The sequence below is a fragment of the Cellulophaga tyrosinoxydans genome (genome assembly GCF_900176415.1).
Lineage (GTDB): Bacteria > Bacteroidota > Bacteroidia > Flavobacteriales > Flavobacteriaceae > Cellulophaga > Cellulophaga tyrosinoxydans.
Map to the genome: position 1 here is coordinate 293,433 of NZ_FWXO01000003.1, position 23,788 is coordinate 317,220.

The following is a 23,788-nucleotide window of genomic DNA, read 5'->3' on the forward strand; positions in this document are numbered from 1 at the left end:
TTTTTGTCTTTAGTCTTAATTATAGATTACTGTAATAATCAATTATATCTCCCTCAGCAACTTCAACTATGGCTTTTTTATAAGCATTAGTTTTCCCGTGTTGCACTCCGGTTTTTGTATAACGAGTCTTTCTTGAAGGCCCGTAATTCATAGTTCTAACTTTTTCAACAGAAACCCCGTAAGCTGTTTCAACTGCTTCTTTAATTTGAAGCTTGTTAGCGTTAGGGTTTACAATGAAGCCATAACGATTATACAACTCACTATCTGAAGTCATTTTTTCTGTTATAATTGGCTTTATCAACACACTCATGTTCTTACTATTTAGTTAAGTTAGACTCAATTCCTTCTAAAGAACCTTCTAGAAGCACAATATTGTTAGCATTTAAAATCTTGTAAGTGCTTAAATCTGAGTTAGTTACAACTTCAGACCCCTTTAAATTGCGTGACGACAAATATACGTTATTATTTGAATCACCCAACACAAATAAAGATTTTTTATTTTCCAATCCTAAAGACTTTAAAATATTCTTAAAATCTTTTGTTTTTGGAGCATCAAAATTGAAATCTTCAACAACCAAAATCGCCTTTTCATTTGACTTTATAGTTAAAGCAGATTTTCTAGCTAAACGCTTTAAGTTCTTATTCAATTTTTGCTTATAATCTTTAGGTCTTGGACCGAATATACGTCCACCACCTCTAAACACAGGAGACTTAATACTTCCCGCACGAGCTGTACCTGTTCCTTTTTGTTTTTTGATTTTTCTTGTACTACCAGCTATTTCCGCTCTTTCTTTAGACTTATGCGTACCTTGTCTTTGGTGCGCTAAATATTGTTTTACATCTAAATAAACAGCATGTTTATTTGGCTCTATAGCGAATACAGAATCAGAAAGCTCAATCTTTCTACCTGTTTCTTTTCCCTTAATATCTAAAACTGCTACCTTCATTACTTTTCAATAGTTACGTAAGCGTTCTTATGACCAGGTACACAACCTTTTAAAACTAAAAGATTCTTTTCTGGAACTACTTTTAAAACTCTTAGGTTTTGAACAGTTACCTTATCTCCACCCATTCTTCCGGCCATTTTAATACCTTTAAATACTCTAGCAGGATAAGAAGCAGCACCTACAGAACCAGGAGCTCTTAATCTGTTATGTTGACCATGCGTTGCTTGACCAACTCCTGCGAAGCCATGTCTTTTTACAACACCTTGAAAACCTTTTCCTTTTGTTGTACCAATAGCATCAACAAATTCACCTTCTACAAATAGATCAACACCAATAGTGTCACCTAATTTGTAATCTCCTCCAAAATCTCGGAATTCAACGACTTTTTTCTTAGGAGAAACACCTGCTTTTTTAAAATGACCTGTTTCGGCCTTATTAGCACGTTTTTCTGCCTTGTCATCGAAACCAAGTTGAAGGGCATTATACCCGTCCACCTCTAAGGTTCTGACTTGGGTAACTACACATGGACCTAGTTCGATTACTGTACACGGAATGTTTTTTCCGTTTTCATCGAAAATACTAGTCATGCCTACTTTTTTTCCTATTAACCCAGACATATTTAATTTAATTAATTAGTATTTACTTATTTATTATACTTTACTTTCAAGTAAAAAAAAGGGTCAAAAATAAATCGACCCTGATTTTATTTTTTTCCGTTTTTCCCTCGCACGAAGCTCAGGACATGTCACTCACAACTAAAATAGTTGAGAGCAGATGCATTATACTTTAATCTCAACTTCAACTCCACTTGGTAACTCTAACTTCATTAGAGCATCAATAGTTTTTGAAGAAGAACTGTATATATCTAAAAGTCTTTTGTAAGAACTCAATTCAAATTGTTCTCTTGACTTTTTATTAACGTGAGGAGAACGCAACACAGTAAAGATTTTTTTATGTGTTGGTAACGGAATTGGACCCGTTACTACTGCTCCTGTAGTTTTTACAGTCTTAACTATTTTTTCAGCAGATTTATCCACTAAGTTATAGTCGTATGATTTTAGTTTTATTCTAATTTTTTGACTCATTTTCGTAAAATTAAGCGGTTAATCCTTTAGCTGCTTTGATTACTTCTTCAGAAATATTTGAAGGTGTCTCCGCATAATGTGAAAATTCCATTGTAGAAGTAGCTCTACCAGATGACATAGTTCTTAATGCAGTTACATAACCAAACATTTCAGATAAAGGAACCTCTCCTTTTATAACCTTAGATCCAGCTCTATCACTCATATTAGTAATAGTACCTCTTCTTCGGTTTAAATCTCCAACGATATCCCCCATGTTTTCCTCAGGAGTTAAAGCTTCAATTTTCATTATTGGCTCCATTATTACAGCACCAGCAGCTTTACCTGCAGCCTTGTAACCCATTTTTGCTGCTAATTCAAAAGAAAGAGCATCAGAATCCACTGGGTGGAAAGAACCATCTTTCAAAATAACCTTCATACGATCCATCTCGTAACCTGCCAAAGGTCCTGCTTTCATAGCTGCAGTAAATCCTTTTTCAACAGCAGGAATAAATTCTTTTGGAATACGACCACCTTTAATTTCATCTACGAACTGTAATCCAGTTCCCTCAAATGAATCATCAGCAGGCCCCATTTCGAATACGATATCTCCGAACTTACCACGTCCACCAGATTGTTTTTTATACGTCTCTCTATGAGAAGCCATTTTAGTTAAAGCCTCTTTGTACTCAACCTGAGGTTGACCTTGATTAACTTCAACCTTAAATTCACGTCTTAAACGATCCACAATAATATCTAAGTGAAGCTCACCCATACCTGATATAATTGTTTGACCAGAAGCTTCATCAGTTCTAGCTGTAAACGTAGGATCTTCTTCTGCCAATTTAGCAAGAGCCATTCCTAATTTATCAACATCTGCTTTTGTTTTTGGCTCTACAGCAATACCAATAACTGGATCTGGGAAATTCATACTCTCCAAAATAATTGGATGTTTCTCCGCAGACAATGTATCTCCAGTTTTAATATCTTTAAAACCAACAGCAGCACCAATATCTCCAGCTTCAATAAAATCAATTGCATTTTGCTTATTCGCATGCATTTGATAGATTCTAGAAATACGTTCCTTATTACCGGAACGATTATTTAACACATAAGAACCCGCATCTAATCTTCCAGAATACGCTCTAAAGAAAGCTAAACGACCCACAAACGGATCCGTTGCAATTTTAAAAGCTAAAGCAGCAAATGGCTCCTTTACATCAGGTTTTCTTGAAATAGGCTTTTCTGTATCAGGATCTGTTCCTACGATAGCATCTTTATCTAATGGTGATGGTAAATATCTACAAACAGCATCTAATAAAAACTGAACACCTTTATTTTTGAATGAAGACCCACAAATCATAGGTATGATACTCATATCCATAACCGCAGCTCTTAAAGCAGCATGCACTTCATCTTCAGTAATAGAATCTTCATCTTCGAAAAATTTCTCCATAAGAGTTTCATCATACTCAGCAACCGCTTCAATAAGATTTGCTCTATATTCTTTTACTTCAGCCTTCATCTCTTCAGGAATATCAACTACATCAAAAGTTGCCCCAAAGTTATCTTCATGCCATACTATAGCTCTATTCTTAACTAAATCTACAATACCTCTAAAATCTTGCTCATCTCCAATTGGCAAAACAATTGGAACTGCATTAGATTTTAACATTTCTTTTATTTGATTACATACCGCAAGAAAGTTAGAACCTTGTCTATCCATCTTGTTTACAAAGCCCATTCTTGGCACTTTGTAATTATCAGCAAGTCTCCAGTTAGTTTCTGATTGAGGCTCAACACCATCAACCGCACTAAACAAGAACACCAAACCATCAAGTACACGCAATGAACGGTTTACTTCAACCGTAAAATCAACGTGACCAGGAGTATCTATAATATTAAAATGATATGGCTTAGTTTCATCAATAGCCTGACCATTCTTCATTGGAAAATTCCACGTACAAGTTGTAGCTGCAGAGGTAATTGTAATACCACGCTCTTGCTCTTGCTCCATCCAGTCCATAGTAGCAGCACCATCATGCACCTCTCCTATTTTATGACTAACACCAGTGTAGAATAAAATACGTTCTGTTGTTGTTGTTTTTCCCGCATCAATATGAGCAGCAATACCTATATTTCTAGTAAATTTTAAATCTCTTGACATTTCTGATAATTAAAATCTAAAGTGAGAGAAAGCTTTATTAGCTTCTGCCATTTTGTGAGTATCTGTTCTTTTCTTGACTGCAGCACCTTCTTCTTTAGCAGCTGCTAATATTTCTCCAGCAAGTTTTTGAGACATAGCTTTCTCGTTTCTTTTACGAGCATAACTAATTAACCATTTCATTGCTGTTGATATTTTTCTGTCTGGTCTAATCTGCATAGGAATTTGGAATGTAGCACCCCCAACTCTTCTACTTCTAACCTCAACATGCGGCATTACATTAGAAAGTGCATCTTTCCAAATTTCTAAAGCCGTTTTTTCTTCATCTGTTTTCTTTTCTTCCACAATATCAATTGCATCGTAGAATACTTTGTATGCTATAGACTTTTTTCCATCCCACATCATCATGTTAACGAAACGCGTCACTAACTGATCATTAAATCTTGGATCTGGTAAAAGAGGTCTCTTTTTAGCCTGTTTTTTTCTCATTGCTTCTGTTTAAAGTTTGATTACTTTTTAGGTCTTTTAGCACCATACTTAGATCTACGTTGAGTTCTTCCAGCAACACCTGCTGTATCCAAAGCACCTCTAACGATATGATACCTAACACCTGGTAAATCCTTAACTCTTCCGCCCCTTACTAATACTATCGAGTGCTCTTGTAGATTGTGACCTTCTCCAGGGATGTATGCGTTTACTTCCTTACCATTAGTCAACCTAACCCTTGCAACTTTACGCATTGCAGAGTTTGGTTTTTTAGGTGTAGTAGTGTAAACACGAGTACAAACCCCTCTTCTTTGAGGACAAGAATCCAAAGCAGCCGATTTACTCTTCTTAGTAATCGTGGCCCTTCCTTTTCGTACTAATTGTGAAATTGTTGGCATACTATAATTGTATCTATATATAACTTACCCTTTTTTAAGGGTCGGCAAATGTAGTAATAATTCGCAATAATTCAAATGGTTAATGATTTATTTTATTTTTTTTTCAAATTTAATAGAAATAATTACTTCGAATCCGCCTCCAGTATTAACTATAAAAATCTGCATACCGCATACAATTTGGTTTAGATTTTCTTCATCCAAAATGTAATTTTTCATAAGAAACAAATCAGAAAAACATATAATTCGTAAATTTTGAGCATCATATTTGTATTTAACATTCTTTTTAACACAACCTTAAAATATTCTTAAATTTTGTTAGGATAATTAACAAGGATTTAAGACTTTCGCAGGTAACTAATTCAAATAACATAATAATGAAAACAAAAGTAAATGGAATCCTTACGCTTTTTTTGGCGTTTGTTGTGCACTTGACGTTTGCACAAGAAAAGACGATTTCAGGAACGGTAACAGACCAAGATGGCTTACCCTTACCTGGAGTTAACATTGTTGCTGTTGGCACAACTAATGGTACCCAAACAGACTTTGATGGTAATTACTCCATTCAAGCTAAGGTTGGAACTACCCTTTCTTTTTCCTATGTAGGACAAAAAGAAGTAAAAAAAGTTGTAGGTGCAGGATCAACAATTAATGTTCAAATGATTGAAGATGCACAAAGCTTAGAGGAAGTTGTTGTGACTGCTCAAGGTATCAAGAAAGAGAAAAAGGCATTAGGATATGCTGTTTCTACAATTTCTTCTGATGATATTGGTAGTAGACCAGCCACAGACGTTGCCCGAACATTAACAGGTAAAGCTCCAGGAGTTAACATTCAGCAAACGAGTGGATTATCTGGTTCTGGAACCAATATTATTATTCGTGGTTATTCATCAATTAATGGTAGTAACCAACCTTTATTCGTTGTTGATGGTGTGCCTTTTAATTCTGACACAAACTCTGATAATAACTTCGTTCAAGGTAACACTACAGCATCAAGTAGATTTTTGGATATTGATCCAAACAACATTAAGGAACTTAGTGTTTTAAAAGGATTAAGTGCAACTACTTTATATGGTCAAGCTGGTAGAAATGGTGTGGTGTTAATAACCACAAAATCAGGATCAACAAGTGATGCTCAGAAAAAGTTAGAAGTTACTTTTAATCAATCTTTTTTCTTTAATGAAATAGCAAACACTCCTGATTATCAGGACAACTATGGTAATGGTTTTTATCAGAATTATTCTCAAGCATTCAGTAACTGGGGGCCAAACTTTAATTCTCGTGGAACTAATGGTATAGCGCTTGATGGAACTGTTGCTCATCCTTATGATAGAGAATCCTTAGCAACTGCATTTCCTGAATATCAAGGAGCTCGCTATGATTACAAACCTTATAATAGTGTTGAACAATTCTTCAAAACAGGTGGTGTTACCACAACTTCATTGAATGTTTCAAGTGCTAACGAAAAAGGAAGTTTTAATGTTGGAGTTGGACACACAAATGACGAAGGGTTTGTACCTAATAACAACTACGTAAGAACAAACTTTAGTATAGGTGGTACAACTAAATTATCCAATAAAATTAATGTTAGTTCTTCCTTTAATATTGTTCGCACAGACACAAAGGCACCTCCAACCGCAGCTGGTTTTGGAAGTAATTCATCTAACGGTACAGCATCTTTATTTGCCAATCTTTTATACACACCTAGAAGTGTAGATTTGTTTGGTTTACCTTTCGAAAATCCATTGGATAATTCTAGTATATATTATCGAGGTGGTAATGATATACAAAATCCTCTTTGGACATCGAAAAACATAAATACTAAAGAAAAGGTAAGACGTGTTTTTGGTAATATTTCTTTAAATTATGATATTACAGATTGGCTTAACCTTTCTTATAGAATGGCCTTAGATCAGTATACTCAAATACAAGAATTTTCAGCAAACAAGGGTGGAACCCAAATTGTTGGAGGGGCATTTAATACAAGTAGTAGATTAAATACTGTTTGGGACCATACATTAAGTCTTAATTTCAACAAAAGATTTGGCGCGGAAGAAAAATTTGATATCAATGGTACGATAGGTTTCAACCCTAGAAGAGAAACTAGAGACTTTACTGCAACATCAAGTACTCAACAATTTGTTTACGGATTATTTACCCATAACAATTTTGAAGAGCAAATTGCAGGTAGTTCATTTAGAGAAGAAAACATTGTTGGTGCTTATGCATCTGCTACTTTTGGATATGATAACTTTATTTACTTGAATCTTCAGGGAAGAAATGATACATATTCTTCATTACAGCCAAGTACAAGATCAATCTTTTATCCTTCTGCAAGTATTTCATTTGTACCTACTTCAGCAATAGAAGGACTTAGAAATAATAAAACCTTAAATTATCTTAAACTTAGAGTTGGATACGGTTCTTCAGCAGGATTCCCTGACCCTTACTCTACTGTAGTAGGGCTTGGTAGTGCCACCAATGTGTTTATAGATCCAGCTGATGGTAGCGTTATAAATTTATTAACAATATCTAATCAACTTGGAAACTTAAATCTGAAACCTGAATTAATTACTGAAATTGAGGCAGGTATTGAAGCTAAGTTGTTTGATAACAGATTAGGTATTGATTTATCTGTTTATTCTAAAACCTCCAGTGACCTTATATTAACAAATAAATTATTAGACCCTTCATCTGGATTTACATTTACAGCTGATAACCCGGCTGAAGTTAGCAATAAAGGTATTGAACTTGGATTTAATATTACTCCGATAAAGCCTAAAAATGATTCAGGATTCAGATGGGATATTACTGGTTCATGGTCTGTAAACGAAAACATAGTTGAAAGTTTAGGAACAGATAGTGAAGCTGAGGTAATTGCCGGATTTACAACACTAGGTAACTTTGCGATTGCTGGAGAAGCATATGGAGTTATACAGGGAAGTTCTATCGCTAGAGATGCAAATGGAACTCCAATTGTAGCTGCTGATGGTAATTATTTAGCAAACAACGATTTATCTATTATTGGTGATCCAAATGCAGACTGGAGAATGACGGGTATAAGTGATTTCTCTTACAAAGGCGTTGGACTAAGAATGCAATGGGAATATGTGCACGGTGGTGATATTTATTCAACAACTGCTGCAGCCTTATTATCAAGAGGGTTAACTACTGACACTGACTTTGACAGAACACAAGGTTTTATTTTACCTGGGGTTAAACAAAACGGTGATGTTAACGATTTAGTAATAGCCGCAACTGATTATGGTTTTGTAAACTCTGGTTTTTTCATTGATGAACAAGCTATTTACGATGCTACTACTATAAGATTAAGAGAGATTGCACTTTCATATGATTTACCTAAGAAATTTTTAGAAAAAACTCCATTTGGCCGTATATCCTTCTCGGTAATAGGTTCAAATCTTTTCTACAAGGCTGTTAATTTCCCTGATGGCTTAAATTTTGACCCAGAGGTTATTAGCCTTGGTGTTGGTAATGGTCAAGGATTTGACTTCTTGACTGGTCCTACTTCCAAAAGATATGGATTTAGCCTTAATTTAACTTTCTAATAAAAAACGACATGAAAAATAAATATATAAAATTCATTCTAGCACTATCTTTCGTGGGGATTTTTTCCTGTGAAACAGTAGAGCTAGATATAACTAAAAGCCCTAATCAGGTTTCTATTGACAATTTAGATCCTGACTTTTTATTCAACAGTGTACAATTAAATTTTGCGGGATTTGTTGAAAACGTTGCAGGTGTGGGTTCATTTACAGCATCTGTAAGTAGACAATTTGCCATGACCGGTGGGAATACCTATGAAAATGCTTATTCTCCTTCAAGTTTTTCTGGAATTTGGGCATCTGCCTATTCGGAAACTCTTGCTGACATTGCAGCATTAGAACCAATAGCTACAGAATTAGATTTGAAATATCATTTAGGTGTTTCAAAATTAATGAAAGCTTACATTTATATTACGCTAACTGATTTATTCGGAGATGTTCCTTACTCTGAAGCACTTTTAGGAAATGCAAACTTAAATCCAGTTGCTGACGATCAGATTGAAATCTACAAAGCAATGCTTAATGAAATTGATGAAGCGATTGTTTTGTTATCAGGTGTTAGTGCAACTTACCCACCAGAGGATTTCTATTTTTCTGATGGCGGTACAGTAAATGCTTCAACACAAGCAAGATGGATAACTGCAGCTAATAGTTTTAAATTGAGAGTACTTAATAATGCAAGATTGGCAGGTTCAGATTTAGGAATTAATATTTCTGCTGAAATCAATGCTATTTTAAGTGCAAATAATATTATCGATACACCAGAAGAAGACTGGGTAATTCAATATGGTAGTAATAGATTAAACCCAAATACTAGACATCCAGGCTATACAAACTATTACGAGGCATCAGCAGGTGGGTATATGTCTAACTACTTAATGTGGGAAATGATTTCTGAAAAAGGATTTGATGATCCTAGATTGGCTTATTATTTCTACAGACAAGATACTAATGCGACTAATGAAGATATTTTTACATTAGGCTGTGCTAACGCACCAGCACCATCACATTATTCAATTTATACTTCTATCTACGAACCAACCGTAGGAATGCCTTTTTGCACAGCTAATGCACCAAGAGGATACTGGGGTAGAGATCATGGAGATAATGGTGGAATTCCACCAGATGATGAGAAAAGAACAGTTTATGGTTTATATCCTGTAGGTGGTAGTTATGATGATGGTAGTGCTGATAGTGCCCAAGAAGAAGGTTCTACAGGACAATTAGGTGCAGGAATCACTCCTATTATTACTAGTTTTTTCATGGATTTCATAAAGGCTGAATCTGCTTTAACAACTGGAACAACAGGTGATCCAGCAATTTTATTAGAAAGTGGAATTCGAGGTAGCATGAATAAAGTTATTGGTTTCTTAGGAGTTCAAGGTACTTCGACGACTAATGATGTCGACAATTATGTTGCCTTTGTCTTAGATGCTTATACTAATGCTAATAATGATACTGAAAGATTAGAATTAATAATGAAAGAAAATCATATTGCTACATTTGGTAATGGTCTAGAAGTATACAATGCGTATAGAAGAACTGGCATGCCAAGTAATATGCAACCTACTTTAATTCAAGCTTCAGGTGATTTCTATAATTCAGCACTTTATCCTGCTAATTACGTGAATCTTAACAGAAATGCCACTCAAAAAGCTAGAACTGAAAGAATATTTTGGGATAAAAATAATATTACCCTACATTAATTTTAATTGTTAATAATTTAAATAAAATGAAAAATATATATATATTAATCGCGTTTGGTTTTCTCGCATTAGGACTAAGTTCTTGCGAAGAAGAAACAAAAAATCCGCTTTACGAACCAGAGGTAGCGGCCTATGTTTTCATTGATATTGAAAGTCCAGTATTAGATGTTACAGATATAGCCAATTCAACATTTGGCGGTGTAGTTACAGCACCAGCAAACAACGTAGAAAGCTTTACTGTTAAAGCAAGAAGAGTATCAAATGGTATAGCTTCCAATTATGCAACTGTATTTACTACAAGTACATTTCCAGTTGACATGAGAATTTCAGGTCCGGATATTGCTGATGCATTAGGTATTGATACTGCAGAACTAGCTGCAGGAGATCGTTTCGATTTTGTAGGAACCTCTGTTGGTACAGATGGTTCAATTGTAACCTTTAATTCTTTAGCTCCAGACATTCAAGCAGAACCTGGTCAAAAGCAAGCTTATGCTTTAACTGCGTTTATTGCATGTCCTTTTAATCAAGCTGATATGATCGGTACATATACGTTCATAGAAGATAGTGGTTTCTCTGCAACAGGAAAAACTACATTTGATATTATTGCTGGTGATACTCCTAATGAGATTGTTTTAGTAAACCCATTTGACTCTGCAGGTAATTATAATATTACCGTTAATGTTAATGATTTTGGTATAGCAACATTTGAAAGACAAGATGCTGTTTTAACATCTGAAATTTGTTGTGCTGGATATTCTCCAACTAATATTCGCTCAAGTTCTGCCGTTTCCTTGGCACTTTCTTGCATTGGTTACATTGAATTAAAATATAGTACTGCTTTAAGTTTAGCTGGTGGAACTGGAACAGGTTTTACATTTGGTGATCAAGTACTTATCGCACAAAAAAATTAAAAAATTAAATTATGAAAAATATATTTAAAAAATTACTGTTTAGCTTGCTCTCGCTTACAGTATTAAATAGTTGTACGGAAGAGGAAGAATTAATAGGTTTTCCTTTAGAAATACAAACAGAAGCCACAGAAATTGTTGGAACAGTGAGCTCGAACCCTACAAGTTTCTTTGAAGGTTTACCACTTAATATTACTGTGACATTACCACAAACTTTTGCATCTGATGCTGATGTTGAGGTTACAGCATTATTTAATAGTGGAGCACAAACAGTTGCCACAGTAACAGTTCCTGCTGGAGCAACTACTGCAACAGGTAAAATTACTTTACCAAGTAGCGATGGCTTTAATTCTGGAATTTTTGAAGGATTATTAAATTATTGCCAATTAAGTCTTACAGCAATTTTACTTGACGAATTAGAACCAGGGAAAGCATATACCATTACTTCAAACAATTTTGGCGTAAATATTCTTGATCAATATTCTGCGTATACTACCGCGGTAGCTAATAGTAGAATGAATTACTTATTAGATTGGGCAAACCCTGAGGACAATGATTTAGATGTATACATAGCTGGATTGGAATCTTCTGAAACAGGAACAAGGTATGAAAGTGATATTTTCAACGCAGAATATCCTGACGGTGAATACACCATTGAAGTAGGCTTATATATTGTAAGTGAAACTTCTATACCTTGGAAATTATTTTTTGTACACCCAGATCAAGTAACAGTTGATGTTTTTGAAGGCACATTCGACAATTTAACCATTGGAACTGGACTTAATGATAATATCGACATTGTAACTTTTACAAAAACTACAGATCCTGACACTGGTGATGTAACCTTTGTTGCCGGTCTATCTAATTAAGAATAAATTTTTCTTAAAACTTAATAACTCCAGAAATTTTAAATTTCTGGAGTTATTTTATTTTAAACAAGTGTTTTAACTACCTTTACCCCAATGGAAAATAATACTCAAATTTACGGTATCAGAGCAGTCATTGAAGCTATAAAAGCTGATAAGCCTATTGATAAAGTTTTTATTCAAAAAGGAATAAAAGGTGACTTATTTAAAGAATTTGAAACCTTAATACGTAAAAACGGTATCAACTCCTCTTACGTTCCCATTGAAAAGTTAAATAGATTAACTAAAGGAAATCACCAAGGTGTAGTTGCTAATATATCACCCATTCGATTTTTTTCCTTAGAAGAATTAGTCGAAAAAGTATCTACCAAAGAAACAGCACCTTTGTTTCTTCTATTAGACCAATTATCAGATGTGCGTAATTTTGGAGCAATAATTAGAACTGCCGAATGTACTGGTGTAGATGGAATTATAATACAGAAAAAAGGAGCAGCACCGGTTACTGGCGACACTATTAAAACTTCAGCTGGAGCGGCATTTAAAGTGCCTATTGCAAAGGTTGACCATATTAAAGATGCCGTTTTCTATTTACAAGCTTCTGGTATTAAAATTATAGCCGCAACAGAAAAAACTGAGAGTTCTATTTATGACATATCTTTTAAAGAACCTTGTGCGATAATTATGGGTGCTGAAGATGTTGGAATTTCGCCTTCCATTTTAAAAGTTGCAGATGATAAAGCAAAACTTCCGTTATTAGGAGAAATTGAATCTTTAAATGTTTCTGTAGCTTGTGGCGTATTTTTATATGAAGCTGTTCGACAAAGAGCCTTGTAGTTAATCGAAAGACTTATCTTCTTTATACTCGTAATTTATTTTAATTTCTAAACCCTCTATTTCTTGCTCTGGTTTTTTCTCAATGAAATTTCCATTTTCATCAAAATGCTGAAGGAATTCATCTTCTTCTTCGTTAAAATCTTCCCTTTGCCAATCATATAATTTAATTTCTGGCATTGGCGTTTTTAAAAAATACGCAAAAATCAATCCGACTAAAAATCCAGACAAATGTCCTTCCCATGATATTTCGTCCTTTACTGGAAAAATATACCAAAGCATACTCCCATAAATAAATACTACCACTAACGACAACGCTACCATTCTATAATATTTGGAGAATATTCCTTTGAAAAATATAAAACTTGCAAGCACATAAATTAAGCCACTAGCCCCAATATGATAGGACTCTCTACCTATTAACCAAGTTAAAATACCGGAAACCATTACGCCAAATACAATTACAGTAAAAGCATTCTTTCTATAAAAGTATAAAAGAGCTGCTGACAGAACCGCTAAAGGCACAGTATTGTTAAACAAATGCTTGGCGGACCCATGGATAAACGGACTGAAAATTACACCTCGCAACCCTTTTAGGGTTCTAGGTAGAATGCCATAATTATTGAAATTTAAACCAAATCTTATTTCAATTAAATATATCGTCCAAATAAGTAGCGCTAATACCATTGGTATAATTACCACAGCATTACTAAATTGAAAATGTTTTGACTCAGTCATTCTGTTAATTTATAAAATTGTTCGCAAAAATGTATCCAGAAGTATTAAACATGATAAATTGTCATTCTAAGAATTTGTATTTTTGATTTATGAATGAACCATTAGCAGAAAGGGTACGTCCTAAAACTTTAGAAGACTATATTAGTCAGCTACATTTAGTTGGCGATAAAGGTTCGTTAACACATCAAATAAAAAAAGGCATTATTCCATCTTTAATACTATGGGGGCCACCAGGGACAGGAAAAACCACATTAGCTAATATTATTGCTACAGAAAGTGGTCGGCCCTTTTACACTTTGAGTGCCATTAATAGTGGCGTAAAAGATATTAGAGAAGTAATTGATAAGGCCAAACAAAGTGGAGGCTTGTTTACTGCCAAAAACCCTATATTGTTTATTGATGAAATTCACCGATTTAGTAAATCGCAACAAGATTCTTTACTCGCTGCTGTTGAAAAAGGTTGGGTTACTTTAATAGGAGCTACTACTGAGAATCCAAGCTTTGAGGTAATACCTGCATTACTTTCTAGGTGTCAGGTATACATTTTAAATGAGTTTGGTAAAGATGATTTAATAGCTTTATTAAACAGAGCAATAGCGCTTGATTCTTATTTAAAAACTAAAAATATTACGCTCAAAGAAACCAACGCACTATTGAGACTATCAGGTGGAGATGGTAGAAAGCTTTTAAATATATTTGAATTGGTAGTTAATTCTGAAGAAGGTAATGCTATTGTTATTACTGATGAATTAGTGATTCAAAAAGTCCAAAAAAATACGGTCAGATATGATAAAACTGGTGAGCAACATTATGATATCATTTCTGCTTTTATAAAATCTATTAGAGGTAGTGATCCTAATGCAGCAGTTTATTGGTTAGCTAGAATGATTGAAGGTGGAGAAGATGTGAAGTTTATTGCCCGTAGAATGTTAATATCTGCTTCAGAAGATATTGGTTTAGCAAACCCTACAGCATTGGTTATGGCCAATACAACCTTCCAAGCAGTAACAACAATTGGTTATCCCGAAGCTCGAATAATACTTAGTCAATGTGCTATTTATTTAGCCACATCTCCAAAAAGCAATGGTAGTTATATGGCCATTAATAGAGCTCTTAAAACAGTTTCCGACACAGGAGATTTATCAGTTCCGCTAGCTTTGCGAAATGCACCAACTAAATTAATGAAAGATTTAGGATATGGATCTGATTACCAATACGCACATGACTATCGAAATAACTTTGTAGCTGCAGAATTTTTACCAGAAGAAATTTCAGGCACAACCTTTTACACTCCCAATCAAAATCAAAGAGAAAATGCGATTAAAGATTTTCTTAAAAACAGGTGGAAGGATAAATATTCTTTTTAGAATTTAATATTTAAAGATTCTTTTTTTAATTCTTCTCCAGCATAATACTCAAAATACCAAGCTCCGTTTACTGAATATAAAAGACCAGAAACACCATTTTCTTTTTCACCAATGAATATATTTGGTTGAGACGTTTTATATAACTTCATTACAATTTTAGGAGTGCTATCCACCAATTGATAACCATTTGTAATCCCCTGAGCATATAAGTGTGAAACTGTAGTGCTTTCCTTTTGAATAGTAGTAACTGTGGTATTCACTTGAGTAACTTCATTGAGTTTTGGTTCTTGAACTGTAACAATATCTTTTGTTTTAATAGGCGCTTCTGATTTTACTTCAGCTTGCTCAACTATATCAACAGGTGAGACTGTTTCTATTGACACCTTAGAGGAGCCATTGTACGCATAATCAAATGTTGAGAATGAACTTAAGGCATCATTAATTGCCTCAGCATAACTTGCATTAAATTCTTTTAATTTGCTTGTTCCCTCTTTAGTCCTGTATATTTCAACAGAATTACAATCTTTAAAAACAACAGTTGCTTTAGTTGTAAACATATTAGAATCATCTACTAATTCTGCCACAACAGCTAAACATCTATTAGATTTAATTTCTGAAGGTAATTTATCACTATACACTACATTCATTCCCTTTTCTGAAAGTAGAAATTTTATTAATGTACTGGTTTTATATTGATTAGGAGATTTAAATGCCTCAAATTGCACAGGCACTATAATATATTTGTACTGATTTATTTCTTGTTGCGCATAAATAAAAGAGCAAAACAGTAAGAGTAGTATTGATGATAATTTTCTCATGAGGTAATTTATTAATTCTTACCCCAAGATATAATATTTATTCCAAACTGAAATGATGCATACTTACTATTAGCAAGATTAGTGTATCCAATTAAATTATCCGTCATTAAATACATATTTACAGGTCCTGCCTGAATACTGGCGCCTAGCCCTAAATTGGCAAAAGAATACTTATCAATTGTATAAGTAGATTTAAGCGACATGAAATTTCCCAAACGATGTTGATAAAAAGCAGTTAAGGCTACTTGAGGTCCGCGAGGACGATTAATTGCGTATAATTGTGCTCCATAGCTATTTTTGAAAATACTTCCATTAGAATTTCCACCTACACTACTTGTACAATAACAATCTTTCAGTGAACCTATTTGCTTACCAAAATCTCTGCGCAAAGAGGCATATAACTTTGTGGAACGAAAAGTCACAAAGTTTTTACTCTCCACTTCATAAGGAACCAATGCCTTTAAATCATCAACAAAAGTACGCCATTGACCTGTACCATTAATTATGTCTTCTGGCAAGATTACTTCTAGGCCTTCTGTACTTGCTGATCCTTTAAGTGAGTATGTTCTAACATCTTTACTATGATAAATAAAACCAACATCTAAAACACTTGCAGTTAATACGGTTCTATCGTCAAGGTTGTAGGTAAATCCTAAATCTAAACCAAGACCCAAATTACCGCCAAATAATGCCCTTTTAGTTAAAATACCTGGTACACTTGATCCATTGGATTGGTCATCTATGGCATCTTTAAGTTCAAAAACACCTGATGTTCTAATTTCAATATCTGCATCTAAAGTAGCGTTAAGTAAATTACGATCTCCTTCAGTAGTTACAAAATATCCTTTATTATTTGTTGAATTAAAATTTAGAAAACTAGAATACACTTTACCTCTAAACCCAACTGAAAGTTGATTAGAAACTTGTTTGTTTATTCCAAAATGATATACATTTAAAATTTCCCCTCGGGTTTTCAAATGACTTAAATCGTACTTTTTATTTAATTCATTTGTATTTCCTACATAGGCCAATAAAGCATAGTCTTGAAAATAATAACCAATAGCATCTCCTTCATTATATGCACCAAAAGAATAAAAAACTCTATCATTTTTTTTACTTCTGTACCCTACGTTAATAAGTTCAATTTGATAGGTTCCACTTAATTCATCTTTATAGTCCATTCCGTTGATTATTTTATCTCGGAATTTAGTATTGAAATCAATTCCATCATTAGCAAATAAATCGTTAGAAACAAATCCGCTATTACCTGCTTGAAAAGATACGCCTGATAAAACCGGAACACCTGTATACCATTTAAAATTAGTGGTCATACCTGGGTTCAGCAACAAGGCCTGTGGCACTTCATTAAAATCATACAACAATTGCTTGTTCTGACTTTGACTCATAGTAGCTCCTAGCATTAAAATGCATAATAAAAAATATCTTAATCTCATTCTAAAACTCTTAGCTTAAAACTAGCACTTGATCTAAAAATGAGTTTAGGATCAGGCAAAGATGAAACACTTGTATTGCCGCTATTATTAAGGATACTTATTTGAAAACTTGAAGTGTTTTTTAATATATCGATACTTTTCCCAGATGGTGGTCCATAGAATACCTCGTAATCCGAAATTACTGTTGGCGGAGCCGGATTCAAAGAAAACAATTCAAAATCTAGAGTATTGCCGCCTTCATCTAAAAAATCTATTCTAATATCTAGTTGTTTACTAGTGCTATTTTCTAATTGAAAAATTATGGATCCAGATATTACTCTATCAGCAAATAAATCTACATTAAATCCATTAAAATCTATGTTCTGAGATACTCCTCCGGTTGTATTTATCAAATCTTCTGTGGTCTCTAAATAAACCATAGGACCTGTTGCCTCTGTGATGACTTCTAAATCTTTAGCTTGATCGAAATTCTGAGCATCGGAGCAAGCCAGAATAGTAAGCAACCAAAAAAAGTAAAAAAGATTAGGGGAATTTTTCATTGTAAATAATTCAACTCTTAGTGTGTCAAACTCTTATCAAAATAGAGTTCTTATTAAAACGCTATAAATAAGATTTTATTTCATCTAATTCTGTAATTATATCACAAATATTATGCCTTTCTTCATTATGCGCATTAAAATGTAGTACATGAAAACCTAATGCTTTAGCGCCTAGAATATCTGCCTCTAAACTATCTCCAATCATTAAAGATTTTTCAGGAATTGTGTTTGCTTTATTCAATGCTAATTCAAAAATTACAGGATTCGGTTTTTTAACTCCTGCCATTTCAGAATTTATTACATGGGTAAAAAAGCTATCTATATTGGAATTTCTAATTTTCCTATCTTGAACCTCTTGAAACCCATTAGTAATTATATGTAATTGGTATTTGGGTTTTAAATATTTTAGCACTTCCATAGCATTAGGAAATAGATGATTAAAGCTTGACAAATTAGCTATATATTCTTCGGATAAATGGTTAATAACCGCATCACTGACATTTATTCCTAAACTATCGAATGTTACTTTTAAACGCTGGTATCTTAGATCTATCTTAGAAATTTTATCTTCTCTAAATAATCGCCAAAATATTAAATTATTAGGGACATAAACTTTCAGAAAATCATCCAAGTCCACCGTTACTTGATTCTCTGAAAGTATTTTTTCAAAGGTAAGGGCAGAGTTTTTTTCAAAATCCCAAAGTGTATGGTCTAAATCAAAAAAAACATCGGTTACTATTTTATTATACATGGTATTTTCTTAAAACATTTTCATAAAGTTGTTTCCAGTCGACAACACCTTGTTCGCCTAATAATTCGTTGGAAAAAACGGTATTAAATTTGCCATTTACATTTTTAATTTGTCCATACACAAAATCCAATTTTGCATTAATTTCCTCAATACTCTTAAGTTTACTCAATGCATAATCATGCACAGCAAAAGGGTGTATTTTTATAGGCTGCTGTACTTCTAAATTAATATCATAAAAATAAAACGGGAAGCTAGTACTAGCTCTAAATCCCATTTCATGTGTATATCCCATGGTGTAATCGTCTGTAAATTCAGCTTCTACTAAATTTCTATATGTTAACGGAATATCTACCCTATTATAGCGTAATCGCGAATAATTAATTGGTCTATTAATAACATTAGACAAACTCTTTTTTTCTTTTTTAAGCAAATCTGTATTATGAAAAGAACTATAGGATGCACATAGAGATACAATGCTATAATCTGAAATGGACTTTATTAGAAACTGAAATCGATTATTATTTGTTGATACATTCTTATCAAACGTAGAGTAATCAGCAAATTGAAAAAAGAATAGACTTGTGATATTATATTTTTTATGACAATCTATTAACCAAGAAAAATTATTATATGGATCTTTTTCAGGATTAAACCAAACAGCTATACGCTGTAGAACTCTTTTAAATTTTAACGAGGTTATATCTAAAATAAATCCGGCAAAACTCCGAACTATACCTCTATGTGCATAACAATGAGATGTTGTAACATCTATAATAGAATTATAGGTATACTTATTATCCCTTGATTTTAAATCAGGAAAGCGCTCTTTGAGTTTAATTAATAATTTATTTGCCCAAATATCTACTACTGGCAACTGCAAAAAATTGTTTTTATAGGCTAAACTCTCCAAAGGAGGAAACCTATCATGAATATCTTTTACATGTGGTAAATACTCTTCATACCTACTCAATAAATAAAAGCTGGCGGAGAAAATATCAAAAGGAATTGTACTGCGTTCTCCAGCATTAAAAAAACAAGGCACTCCATCCCAATCATGAACTTTTATTTGAATATCATTAATTCCTTGCTCAAAAAGTAGGTCATTACTTCTTACAAAAAACTCGTTCTGAAGTGGTAATTTAGTATACGTAATCTTGGCGCCAGAATGCTTTATAAAATCTTCTACTTTCGCTGTAAACTGAACATTTATCCCCAATATTCGCTCAAAAATCTGCTTCATTACGAAACTAAACCTTGGCGTTATCTTATGGGTATATATTAGAAGCATACATTTTAAATATCATTATAATAAAACATAACATATTAGGCTACATTATATTTTCATCTGCAAAGCTAAAATATTCTGTCTGAGTGATGATCAAATGATCCAAAACTTTTATATCTAATCCTTCTGCTGCATTTTTTATTTTCAGTGTAATTTGTTTATCTGCCGCGCTAGGTTTAAGCGTGCCAGATGGATGGTTATGCGCAAGAATTATGGCCACCGCTCCTATTTCTAATGCTTCTTTCATAATTAATCGCACATCTACCAAAGTACCGGTAATGCTACCCTTACTCTGTTGCGAACAATGCAGAACTTTATTAGAATTATTTAAGAAAACTACCCAGAACTCTTCGTGTGGTAATTCTCCCATGGAAGGTTGTAACAATTCAAAAACGCTTTTACTACTTGTTATTTTCGTGATTTTTTCTGCATCTTCTCCTCTTCTACGTCGTCCAATTTCTAAGGCAGCAGCAATAGTAACGGCTTTGGCTTCTCCAATACCTTTAAATTGCATTAATTTTTTAACTGATAATTTTCCTAAATCATTTAGATTATTGTTTACTGACGCAAGAATTCTTTTTGAGAGTTCTACTGCGCTTTCATCTCTGCTTCCGGATCCTATCAATATCGCAATTAGTTCTGCATCTGATAATACAGATCGCCCTTTTAGAATTAGTTTTTCTCTAGGCTTATCATCATCTGCCCAGTTTTTAATGGAAAAAGAAGTTGAATTTTCTGGCATTTGATAAAGATAAGGAACTAATTTTTTTATTGTAATTTTCAAGTAGATTTAAAACACACCAATATGAAAAGCATATTTGACGAAAGCATTAAAAACGAACTCATTTCCCGTATAGACAAACTCCAAGAAAATTCTGAAAGAAAATGGGGTAAAATGACAGTTGGACAAATGGCTTGGCATTGCCAATATCCTTTAAAAATAGCTGTAGACAATAAGCCTAGTACTAAAAAAGGTAGCCTATTGGCGAAATTGTTTTTTAAAAAATCTATGTATAACGACAAACCTTGGCGAAAAAATTTACCCACAGCTCCGCAATTAAAAGCAAGAGAACCAAAAAATTTTAACGATGAAGTAAAACTCTTACGCCAACTTACTTTAGAAGCTCATGAAACTAAATCTAGGGATCATTGGAACCCGCATCCAGCTTTTGGAAATTTTACAAAAGAACAATGGGGCCAAATGGAATACAAACATTTAGACCATCATTTAAGACAATTTGGTGTATAGCCTAATAATTTTCTAAATGTATTTTTAAAGCATTTAAATCTAAACCTCCGTAATTACCAGAACTCATAAAAAGCACCACAGAATTATTATAATCTTGTTGGTAAACCAAATCTTTAAAAGTATTTGCATCGGTAACAATTGTTAAATCATTTCGCTCAAATGCCTCTGAAATTTGACTTTCGCTTACAGGGGCTAATTTTTTAATAGCCACCGATTCTGGCAAATAAAACACAACAGGAATATCAGCCGCATCTAAAGCGCCTTTATATTCTTTTAAAAATTCAGGATTAAAACTGCTATAGGTATGTAATTCTAGAAAAGCTATTAATTTACGATCAGGAAATTGTTCTTTTACTGCTTTAGTTGTTGCAGCCACTTTACTTGGGGAATGTGCAAAATCTTTATATGCAACACAGGTTTTACCATTTGCAATTTTCTCTAAGCGTTTAGAAGCACCTTTAAATGTAGCTATAGCTTCATAAAAATCGTCTTCATCAACTCCCATATTTTGACAGATCCATTTAGCACCTGCCAAATTACTTAGATTGTGTTTGCCAAAAACCTCTATTGGCATAGGACCTTCTGGAGTTTCTAAAAGTGTAACTCCATTTTCAACCGTATATTCTGGTGTATGATATGGTAATTTACGAATGGCATTTTCAGAAGCTTCCACTACCTTTCGTACATTTTCATCTTCTTCATTGTACGTAATACTACCACCTTTTACAATGCCATCAACAAAAATTTGAAATTGTTCTACATAGTTTTCAAAAGTGGGGAATACATTTATATGATCCCAGGCAATACCACTTAAAAGTGCAATATTTGGTTTATATAAATGAAATTTTGGTCTTCTATCAATCGGGGAAGACAAATACTCATCACCCTCTAACACTATAAAATCGTTATCTGTTGTTAAATGCACCATTCTATCAAATCCGTCTAATTGCGCACCAACCATATAATCCACATCACGTCCATGGTAATTAAGCACATGTAATATCATTGATGTAATTGTAGTTTTTCCATGACTACCACCAATTACAACTCTTGTTTTATCTTTGGACTGTTCATATAAAAATTCAGGATAAGAATAAATTTCCAATCCTAATTCTTGTGCTTTTAAAAGTTCTGGATTATCAGCTTTTGCATGCATTCCCAATATAACTGCATCTAAATCCGAGGAGATTTTCTCCGGAAACCATCCAAATTCTACAGGTAGCAAGTTTTTCTCGGCTAATCTTGTTTTAGAAGGTTCAAAAATAACATCATCACTCCCGGTTATTTTATATCCTTTATGGTTTAGCGCCAGAGCTAAATTATGCATAGCACTTCCTCCGATAGCAATAAAATGTATTTTCATGAAAAGTAAATTATGGCGTAAAGATAGCAATTGGTATAGCTATTTTCAAACTTGAAAAAGTATCATTCTTTATTTTTATCTTAGAGAAAAAAAACAAATGAATCTTAAACTATCAGAAATTCCCTCAAAAGAAATAATGCCAGGCTATCATGGCAAACTTATCCATACCAATACTATGAGTTTAGCATTTTGGGAGGTAGAAAAAGGCGCTATTGTTCCAGAACATTCTCATGTAAACGAACAAGTAATGCAGGTTTTAGAAGGGAAATTTGAATTTACTTTAAATGGAAAAACTAAGATTTATGAACCTGGCGAATTAGTGGTTATAGGATCTTATATTCCGCATAGTGGTAAGGCTATCACTAATTGTAAATTAATGGATGTTTTTAGTCCTACTAGAGAAGAATACAAATAAAATAGCCATTATGAATATTTCTTTAAAGGGTAAAAAAGCATTAGTTGGTGGTAGTAGCGACGGAATTGGAAAGGCGATAGCCTTGCAATTAGCAAATAGTGGAGCAAGTGTTACACTTGTTTCTCGAAATGAGGACAAATTAAAAAAAATTGTAGCTGCTTTACCTACCTCAGCAGGACAAAAACATCAATATTTAGTTGTAGACTATACCAATTTTAACGATTACAAAGATAAAGTTCAACATTTTTTTAAAATTAACACCATTGATATTCTCGTAAACAATACGCAAGGACCAAGCGCAGGGAATTCGCTTGAAAAAAATATTGATGATTATCAGAGTGCATTTGATTTATTGTTTAAGACCACTGTTTTAACAACGGATCTTGCCTTAAAAAACATGATAAAAAACAAATGGGGACGCGTTATAAATGTTGCCTCTGTTTCGGTAAAAGAACCTCTCTCCTATTTAGCTCTTTCTAATACTATTCGGGCAGCTGTGGTTACCTGGGGGAAATCTTTAGCTGCTGATGTTGGCCCACATCAAATTACGGTAAATAATATTTTAACAGGTTATTTTGATACCAATCGCATTACAAATTTAAATGAAGCTAAAGCCAAACAATTACATATTTCCGTTGATGAAGTACGCAACCAAATGGAAGCTAAGGTATCTTTACAGCGCATTGGCAAACCAGAAGAGTATGGATATCTCGTAACGTTTTTAGCGTCTGATAACGCTGCATATATTACGGGCACAGCAATACCTATTGATGGTGGTTTGTTAAAATCTATGTAAACCAAGTTTTAGTGGCATATTATTTGTTTACGATTTAATAACCTTTACTCACTGTAAACAGGGTTTTACTCAATTACTATTGT

The 23,788-nt window shown here is 33.5% G+C and carries 25 protein-coding genes; 9 read left to right on the plus strand and 16 right to left on the minus strand.

Annotation, left to right across the window (positions count from 1 at the left end; translation table 11 throughout):
- Window positions 1–19: 19 nt before the first annotated feature.
- The 8 genes from rplW to B8963_RS16155 form a co-directional block, all read right to left on the minus strand.
- The gene (rplW, locus tag B8963_RS10925; RefSeq protein ID WP_084061554.1) at window positions 20–310 is read right to left on the minus strand and encodes a 50S ribosomal protein L23; all 291 of its coding nucleotides are present in this window, start codon (window positions 308–310) and stop codon (window positions 20–22) included.
- 7 nt (window positions 311–317) lie between these two features.
- Window positions 318–947, minus strand: a complete 630-nt coding sequence (rplD, locus tag B8963_RS10930) for a 50S ribosomal protein L4 (protein WP_084061555.1) — start codon at window positions 945–947, stop codon at window positions 318–320.
- Complete coding sequence (gene rplC / locus B8963_RS10935) at window positions 947–1,564, minus strand: 50S ribosomal protein L3 (protein WP_084061556.1); 618 nt, start codon at window positions 1,562–1,564, stop codon at window positions 947–949. Before rplC ends, rplD begins: the two co-directional genes overlap by 1 nt.
- A 162-nt stretch (window positions 1,565–1,726) precedes the next feature.
- Complete coding sequence (rpsJ, locus tag B8963_RS10940; protein ID WP_084061557.1) at window positions 1,727–2,032, minus strand: 30S ribosomal protein S10; 306 nt, start codon at window positions 2,030–2,032, stop codon at window positions 1,727–1,729.
- Window positions 2,033–2,042: 10 nt separating this feature from the next.
- Entirely contained in the window at window positions 2,043–4,175 is a 2,133-nt protein-coding gene (gene fusA / locus B8963_RS10945) for an elongation factor G (RefSeq protein ID WP_084061558.1), read from the minus strand.
- A 9-nt stretch (window positions 4,176–4,184) separates the two neighbouring features.
- Window positions 4,185–4,661 (minus strand): 30S ribosomal protein S7, encoded by a 477-nt coding sequence (rpsG, locus tag B8963_RS10950; RefSeq protein ID WP_024479348.1) that lies wholly within the window; start codon window positions 4,659–4,661, stop codon window positions 4,185–4,187.
- A 20-nt stretch (window positions 4,662–4,681) separates the two neighbouring features.
- Window positions 4,682–5,056, minus strand: coding sequence for a 30S ribosomal protein S12 (gene rpsL / locus B8963_RS10955; RefSeq protein WP_013305196.1), 375 nt, complete (start codon window positions 5,054–5,056; stop codon window positions 4,682–4,684).
- A gap of 87 nt (window positions 5,057–5,143) precedes the next feature.
- On the minus strand, window positions 5,144–5,272 hold the full coding sequence (locus tag B8963_RS16155; RefSeq protein WP_262487891.1) for a hypothetical protein: 129 nt from the start codon (window positions 5,270–5,272) through the stop codon (window positions 5,144–5,146).
- 158 nt (window positions 5,273–5,430) lie between these two features.
- Here B8963_RS16155 and B8963_RS10960 point away from each other — a divergent pair, with 158 nt between their 5' ends.
- From B8963_RS10960 to rlmB, 5 genes are all read left to right on the plus strand, one after another.
- Window positions 5,431–8,622 carry a SusC/RagA family TonB-linked outer membrane protein gene (locus B8963_RS10960; protein WP_084061559.1) on the plus strand — a complete coding sequence of 1,064 codons (3,192 nt, stop codon included), beginning with the start codon at window positions 5,431–5,433 and terminating at the stop codon, window positions 8,620–8,622.
- A gap of 11 nt (window positions 8,623–8,633) precedes the next feature.
- Window positions 8,634–10,325, plus strand: coding sequence for a SusD/RagB family nutrient-binding outer membrane lipoprotein (locus B8963_RS10965; RefSeq protein WP_084061560.1), 1,692 nt, complete (start codon window positions 8,634–8,636; stop codon window positions 10,323–10,325).
- Between the two features lie 26 nt (window positions 10,326–10,351).
- Window positions 10,352–11,236 carry a hypothetical protein gene (locus B8963_RS10970; protein ID WP_084061561.1) on the plus strand — a complete coding sequence of 295 codons (885 nt, stop codon included), beginning with the start codon at window positions 10,352–10,354 and terminating at the stop codon, window positions 11,234–11,236.
- Between the two features lie 11 nt (window positions 11,237–11,247).
- Window positions 11,248–12,102: a hypothetical protein gene (locus B8963_RS10975; protein ID WP_084061562.1), complete on the plus strand. Its 855-nt coding sequence runs from the start codon at window positions 11,248–11,250 to the stop codon at window positions 12,100–12,102.
- Between the two features lie 93 nt (window positions 12,103–12,195).
- The gene (gene rlmB, locus B8963_RS10980) at window positions 12,196–12,933 is read left to right on the plus strand and encodes a 23S rRNA (guanosine(2251)-2'-O)-methyltransferase RlmB (protein WP_084061563.1); all 738 of its coding nucleotides are present in this window, start codon (window positions 12,196–12,198) and stop codon (window positions 12,931–12,933) included.
- On the opposite strand, the gene B8963_RS10985 is transcribed toward rlmB, so the two are convergent.
- Entirely contained in the window at window positions 12,934–13,668 is a 735-nt protein-coding gene (locus tag B8963_RS10985) for a rhomboid family intramembrane serine protease (protein ID WP_084061564.1), read from the minus strand.
- 89 nt (window positions 13,669–13,757) lie between these two features.
- Between B8963_RS10985 and B8963_RS10990 the strand changes: the two genes are divergently transcribed.
- The gene (locus B8963_RS10990) at window positions 13,758–15,035 is read left to right on the plus strand and encodes a replication-associated recombination protein A (protein ID WP_084061565.1); all 1,278 of its coding nucleotides are present in this window, start codon (window positions 13,758–13,760) and stop codon (window positions 15,033–15,035) included.
- Here B8963_RS10990 and B8963_RS10995 read toward each other — a convergent pair.
- From B8963_RS10995 to radC, 6 genes are all read right to left on the minus strand, one after another.
- On the minus strand, window positions 15,032–15,853 hold the full coding sequence (locus tag B8963_RS10995) for a hypothetical protein (protein WP_084061566.1): 822 nt from the start codon (window positions 15,851–15,853) through the stop codon (window positions 15,032–15,034). The two genes, B8963_RS10990 and B8963_RS10995, sit on opposite strands and share 4 nt — an antisense overlap.
- 11 nt (window positions 15,854–15,864) lie before the next feature.
- Window positions 15,865–17,307, minus strand: a complete 1,443-nt coding sequence (locus B8963_RS11000; protein ID WP_084061567.1) for a DUF5723 family protein — start codon at window positions 17,305–17,307, stop codon at window positions 15,865–15,867.
- Entirely contained in the window at window positions 17,304–17,846 is a 543-nt protein-coding gene (locus B8963_RS11005; protein ID WP_084061568.1) for a hypothetical protein, read from the minus strand. Before B8963_RS11005 ends, B8963_RS11000 begins: the two co-directional genes overlap by 4 nt.
- Window positions 17,847–17,907: 61 nt before the next feature.
- Window positions 17,908–18,597, minus strand: coding sequence for a YjjG family noncanonical pyrimidine nucleotidase (locus tag B8963_RS11010; RefSeq protein WP_084061569.1), 690 nt, complete (start codon window positions 18,595–18,597; stop codon window positions 17,908–17,910).
- On the minus strand, window positions 18,590–19,837 hold the full coding sequence (locus B8963_RS11015; RefSeq protein ID WP_317043716.1) for a polysaccharide deacetylase family protein: 1,248 nt from the start codon (window positions 19,835–19,837) through the stop codon (window positions 18,590–18,592). Before B8963_RS11015 ends, B8963_RS11010 begins: the two co-directional genes overlap by 8 nt.
- 88 nt (window positions 19,838–19,925) lie before the next feature.
- A complete protein-coding gene (gene radC, locus B8963_RS11020) occupies window positions 19,926–20,624 on the minus strand; it encodes a RadC family protein (protein ID WP_084061676.1) in 699 nt (232 codons plus the stop codon).
- Window positions 20,625–20,687: 63 nt separating this feature from the next.
- Here radC and B8963_RS11025 point away from each other — a divergent pair, with 63 nt between their 5' ends.
- The gene (locus tag B8963_RS11025) at window positions 20,688–21,131 is read left to right on the plus strand and encodes a DUF1569 domain-containing protein (RefSeq protein WP_084061571.1); all 444 of its coding nucleotides are present in this window, start codon (window positions 20,688–20,690) and stop codon (window positions 21,129–21,131) included.
- Between the two features lies 1 nt (window position 21,132).
- On the opposite strand, the gene B8963_RS11030 is transcribed toward B8963_RS11025, so the two are convergent.
- Window positions 21,133–22,494, minus strand: a complete 1,362-nt coding sequence (locus B8963_RS11030) for a UDP-N-acetylmuramate--L-alanine ligase (RefSeq protein WP_084061572.1) — start codon at window positions 22,492–22,494, stop codon at window positions 21,133–21,135.
- Window positions 22,495–22,591: 97 nt separating this feature from the next.
- On the opposite strand from B8963_RS11030, the gene B8963_RS11035 reads away from it, so the two are divergent.
- Both B8963_RS11035 and B8963_RS11040 read left to right on the plus strand, forming a co-directional pair.
- A complete protein-coding gene (locus tag B8963_RS11035; protein WP_084061573.1) occupies window positions 22,592–22,909 on the plus strand; it encodes a cupin domain-containing protein in 318 nt (105 codons plus the stop codon).
- A gap of 10 nt (window positions 22,910–22,919) precedes the next feature.
- Window positions 22,920–23,705, plus strand: coding sequence for an SDR family oxidoreductase (locus B8963_RS11040; protein WP_084061574.1), 786 nt, complete (start codon window positions 22,920–22,922; stop codon window positions 23,703–23,705).
- Window positions 23,706–23,788 lie beyond the last annotated feature (83 nt).

Coding starts and splice junctions, on each gene's coding strand:
- rplW (WP_084061554.1), bottom strand. CDS start 310: ATGAGTGTGTTGATAAAGCCAATTATAACAGAAAAAATGACTTCAGAT.
- rplD (WP_084061555.1), bottom strand. CDS start 947: ATGAAGGTAGCAGTTTTAGATATTAAGGGAAAAGAAACAGGTAGAAAG.
- rplC (WP_084061556.1), bottom strand. CDS start 1,564: ATGTCTGGGTTAATAGGAAAAAAAGTAGGCATGACTAGTATTTTCGAT.
- rpsJ (WP_084061557.1), bottom strand. CDS start 2,032: ATGAGTCAAAAAATTAGAATAAAACTAAAATCATACGACTATAACTTA.
- fusA (WP_084061558.1), bottom strand. CDS start 4,175: ATGTCAAGAGATTTAAAATTTACTAGAAATATAGGTATTGCTGCTCAT.
- rpsG (WP_024479348.1), bottom strand. CDS start 4,661: ATGAGAAAAAAACAGGCTAAAAAGAGACCTCTTTTACCAGATCCAAGA.
- rpsL (WP_013305196.1), bottom strand. CDS start 5,056: ATGCCAACAATTTCACAATTAGTACGAAAAGGAAGGGCCACGATTACT.
- B8963_RS16155 (WP_262487891.1), bottom strand. CDS start 5,272: ATGAAAAATTACATTTTGGATGAAGAAAATCTAAACCAAATTGTATGC.
- B8963_RS10960 (WP_084061559.1), top strand. CDS start 5,431: ATGAAAACAAAAGTAAATGGAATCCTTACGCTTTTTTTGGCGTTTGTT.
- B8963_RS10965 (WP_084061560.1), top strand. CDS start 8,634: ATGAAAAATAAATATATAAAATTCATTCTAGCACTATCTTTCGTGGGG.
- B8963_RS10970 (WP_084061561.1), top strand. CDS start 10,352: ATGAAAAATATATATATATTAATCGCGTTTGGTTTTCTCGCATTAGGA.
- B8963_RS10975 (WP_084061562.1), top strand. CDS start 11,248: ATGAAAAATATATTTAAAAAATTACTGTTTAGCTTGCTCTCGCTTACA.
- rlmB (WP_084061563.1), top strand. CDS start 12,196: ATGGAAAATAATACTCAAATTTACGGTATCAGAGCAGTCATTGAAGCT.
- B8963_RS10985 (WP_084061564.1), bottom strand. CDS start 13,668: ATGACTGAGTCAAAACATTTTCAATTTAGTAATGCTGTGGTAATTATA.
- B8963_RS10990 (WP_084061565.1), top strand. CDS start 13,758: ATGAATGAACCATTAGCAGAAAGGGTACGTCCTAAAACTTTAGAAGAC.
- B8963_RS10995 (WP_084061566.1), bottom strand. CDS start 15,853: ATGAGAAAATTATCATCAATACTACTCTTACTGTTTTGCTCTTTTATT.
- B8963_RS11000 (WP_084061567.1), bottom strand. CDS start 17,307: ATGAGATTAAGATATTTTTTATTATGCATTTTAATGCTAGGAGCTACT.
- B8963_RS11005 (WP_084061568.1), bottom strand. CDS start 17,846: ATGAAAAATTCCCCTAATCTTTTTTACTTTTTTTGGTTGCTTACTATT.
- B8963_RS11010 (WP_084061569.1), bottom strand. CDS start 18,597: ATGTATAATAAAATAGTAACCGATGTTTTTTTTGATTTAGACCATACA.
- B8963_RS11015 (WP_317043716.1), bottom strand. CDS start 19,837: ATGAAGCAGATTTTTGAGCGAATATTGGGGATAAATGTTCAGTTTACA.
- radC (WP_084061676.1), bottom strand. CDS start 20,624: ATGCCAGAAAATTCAACTTCTTTTTCCATTAAAAACTGGGCAGATGAT.
- B8963_RS11025 (WP_084061571.1), top strand. CDS start 20,688: ATGAAAAGCATATTTGACGAAAGCATTAAAAACGAACTCATTTCCCGT.
- B8963_RS11030 (WP_084061572.1), bottom strand. CDS start 22,494: ATGAAAATACATTTTATTGCTATCGGAGGAAGTGCTATGCATAATTTA.
- B8963_RS11035 (WP_084061573.1), top strand. CDS start 22,592: ATGAATCTTAAACTATCAGAAATTCCCTCAAAAGAAATAATGCCAGGC.
- B8963_RS11040 (WP_084061574.1), top strand. CDS start 22,920: ATGAATATTTCTTTAAAGGGTAAAAAAGCATTAGTTGGTGGTAGTAGC.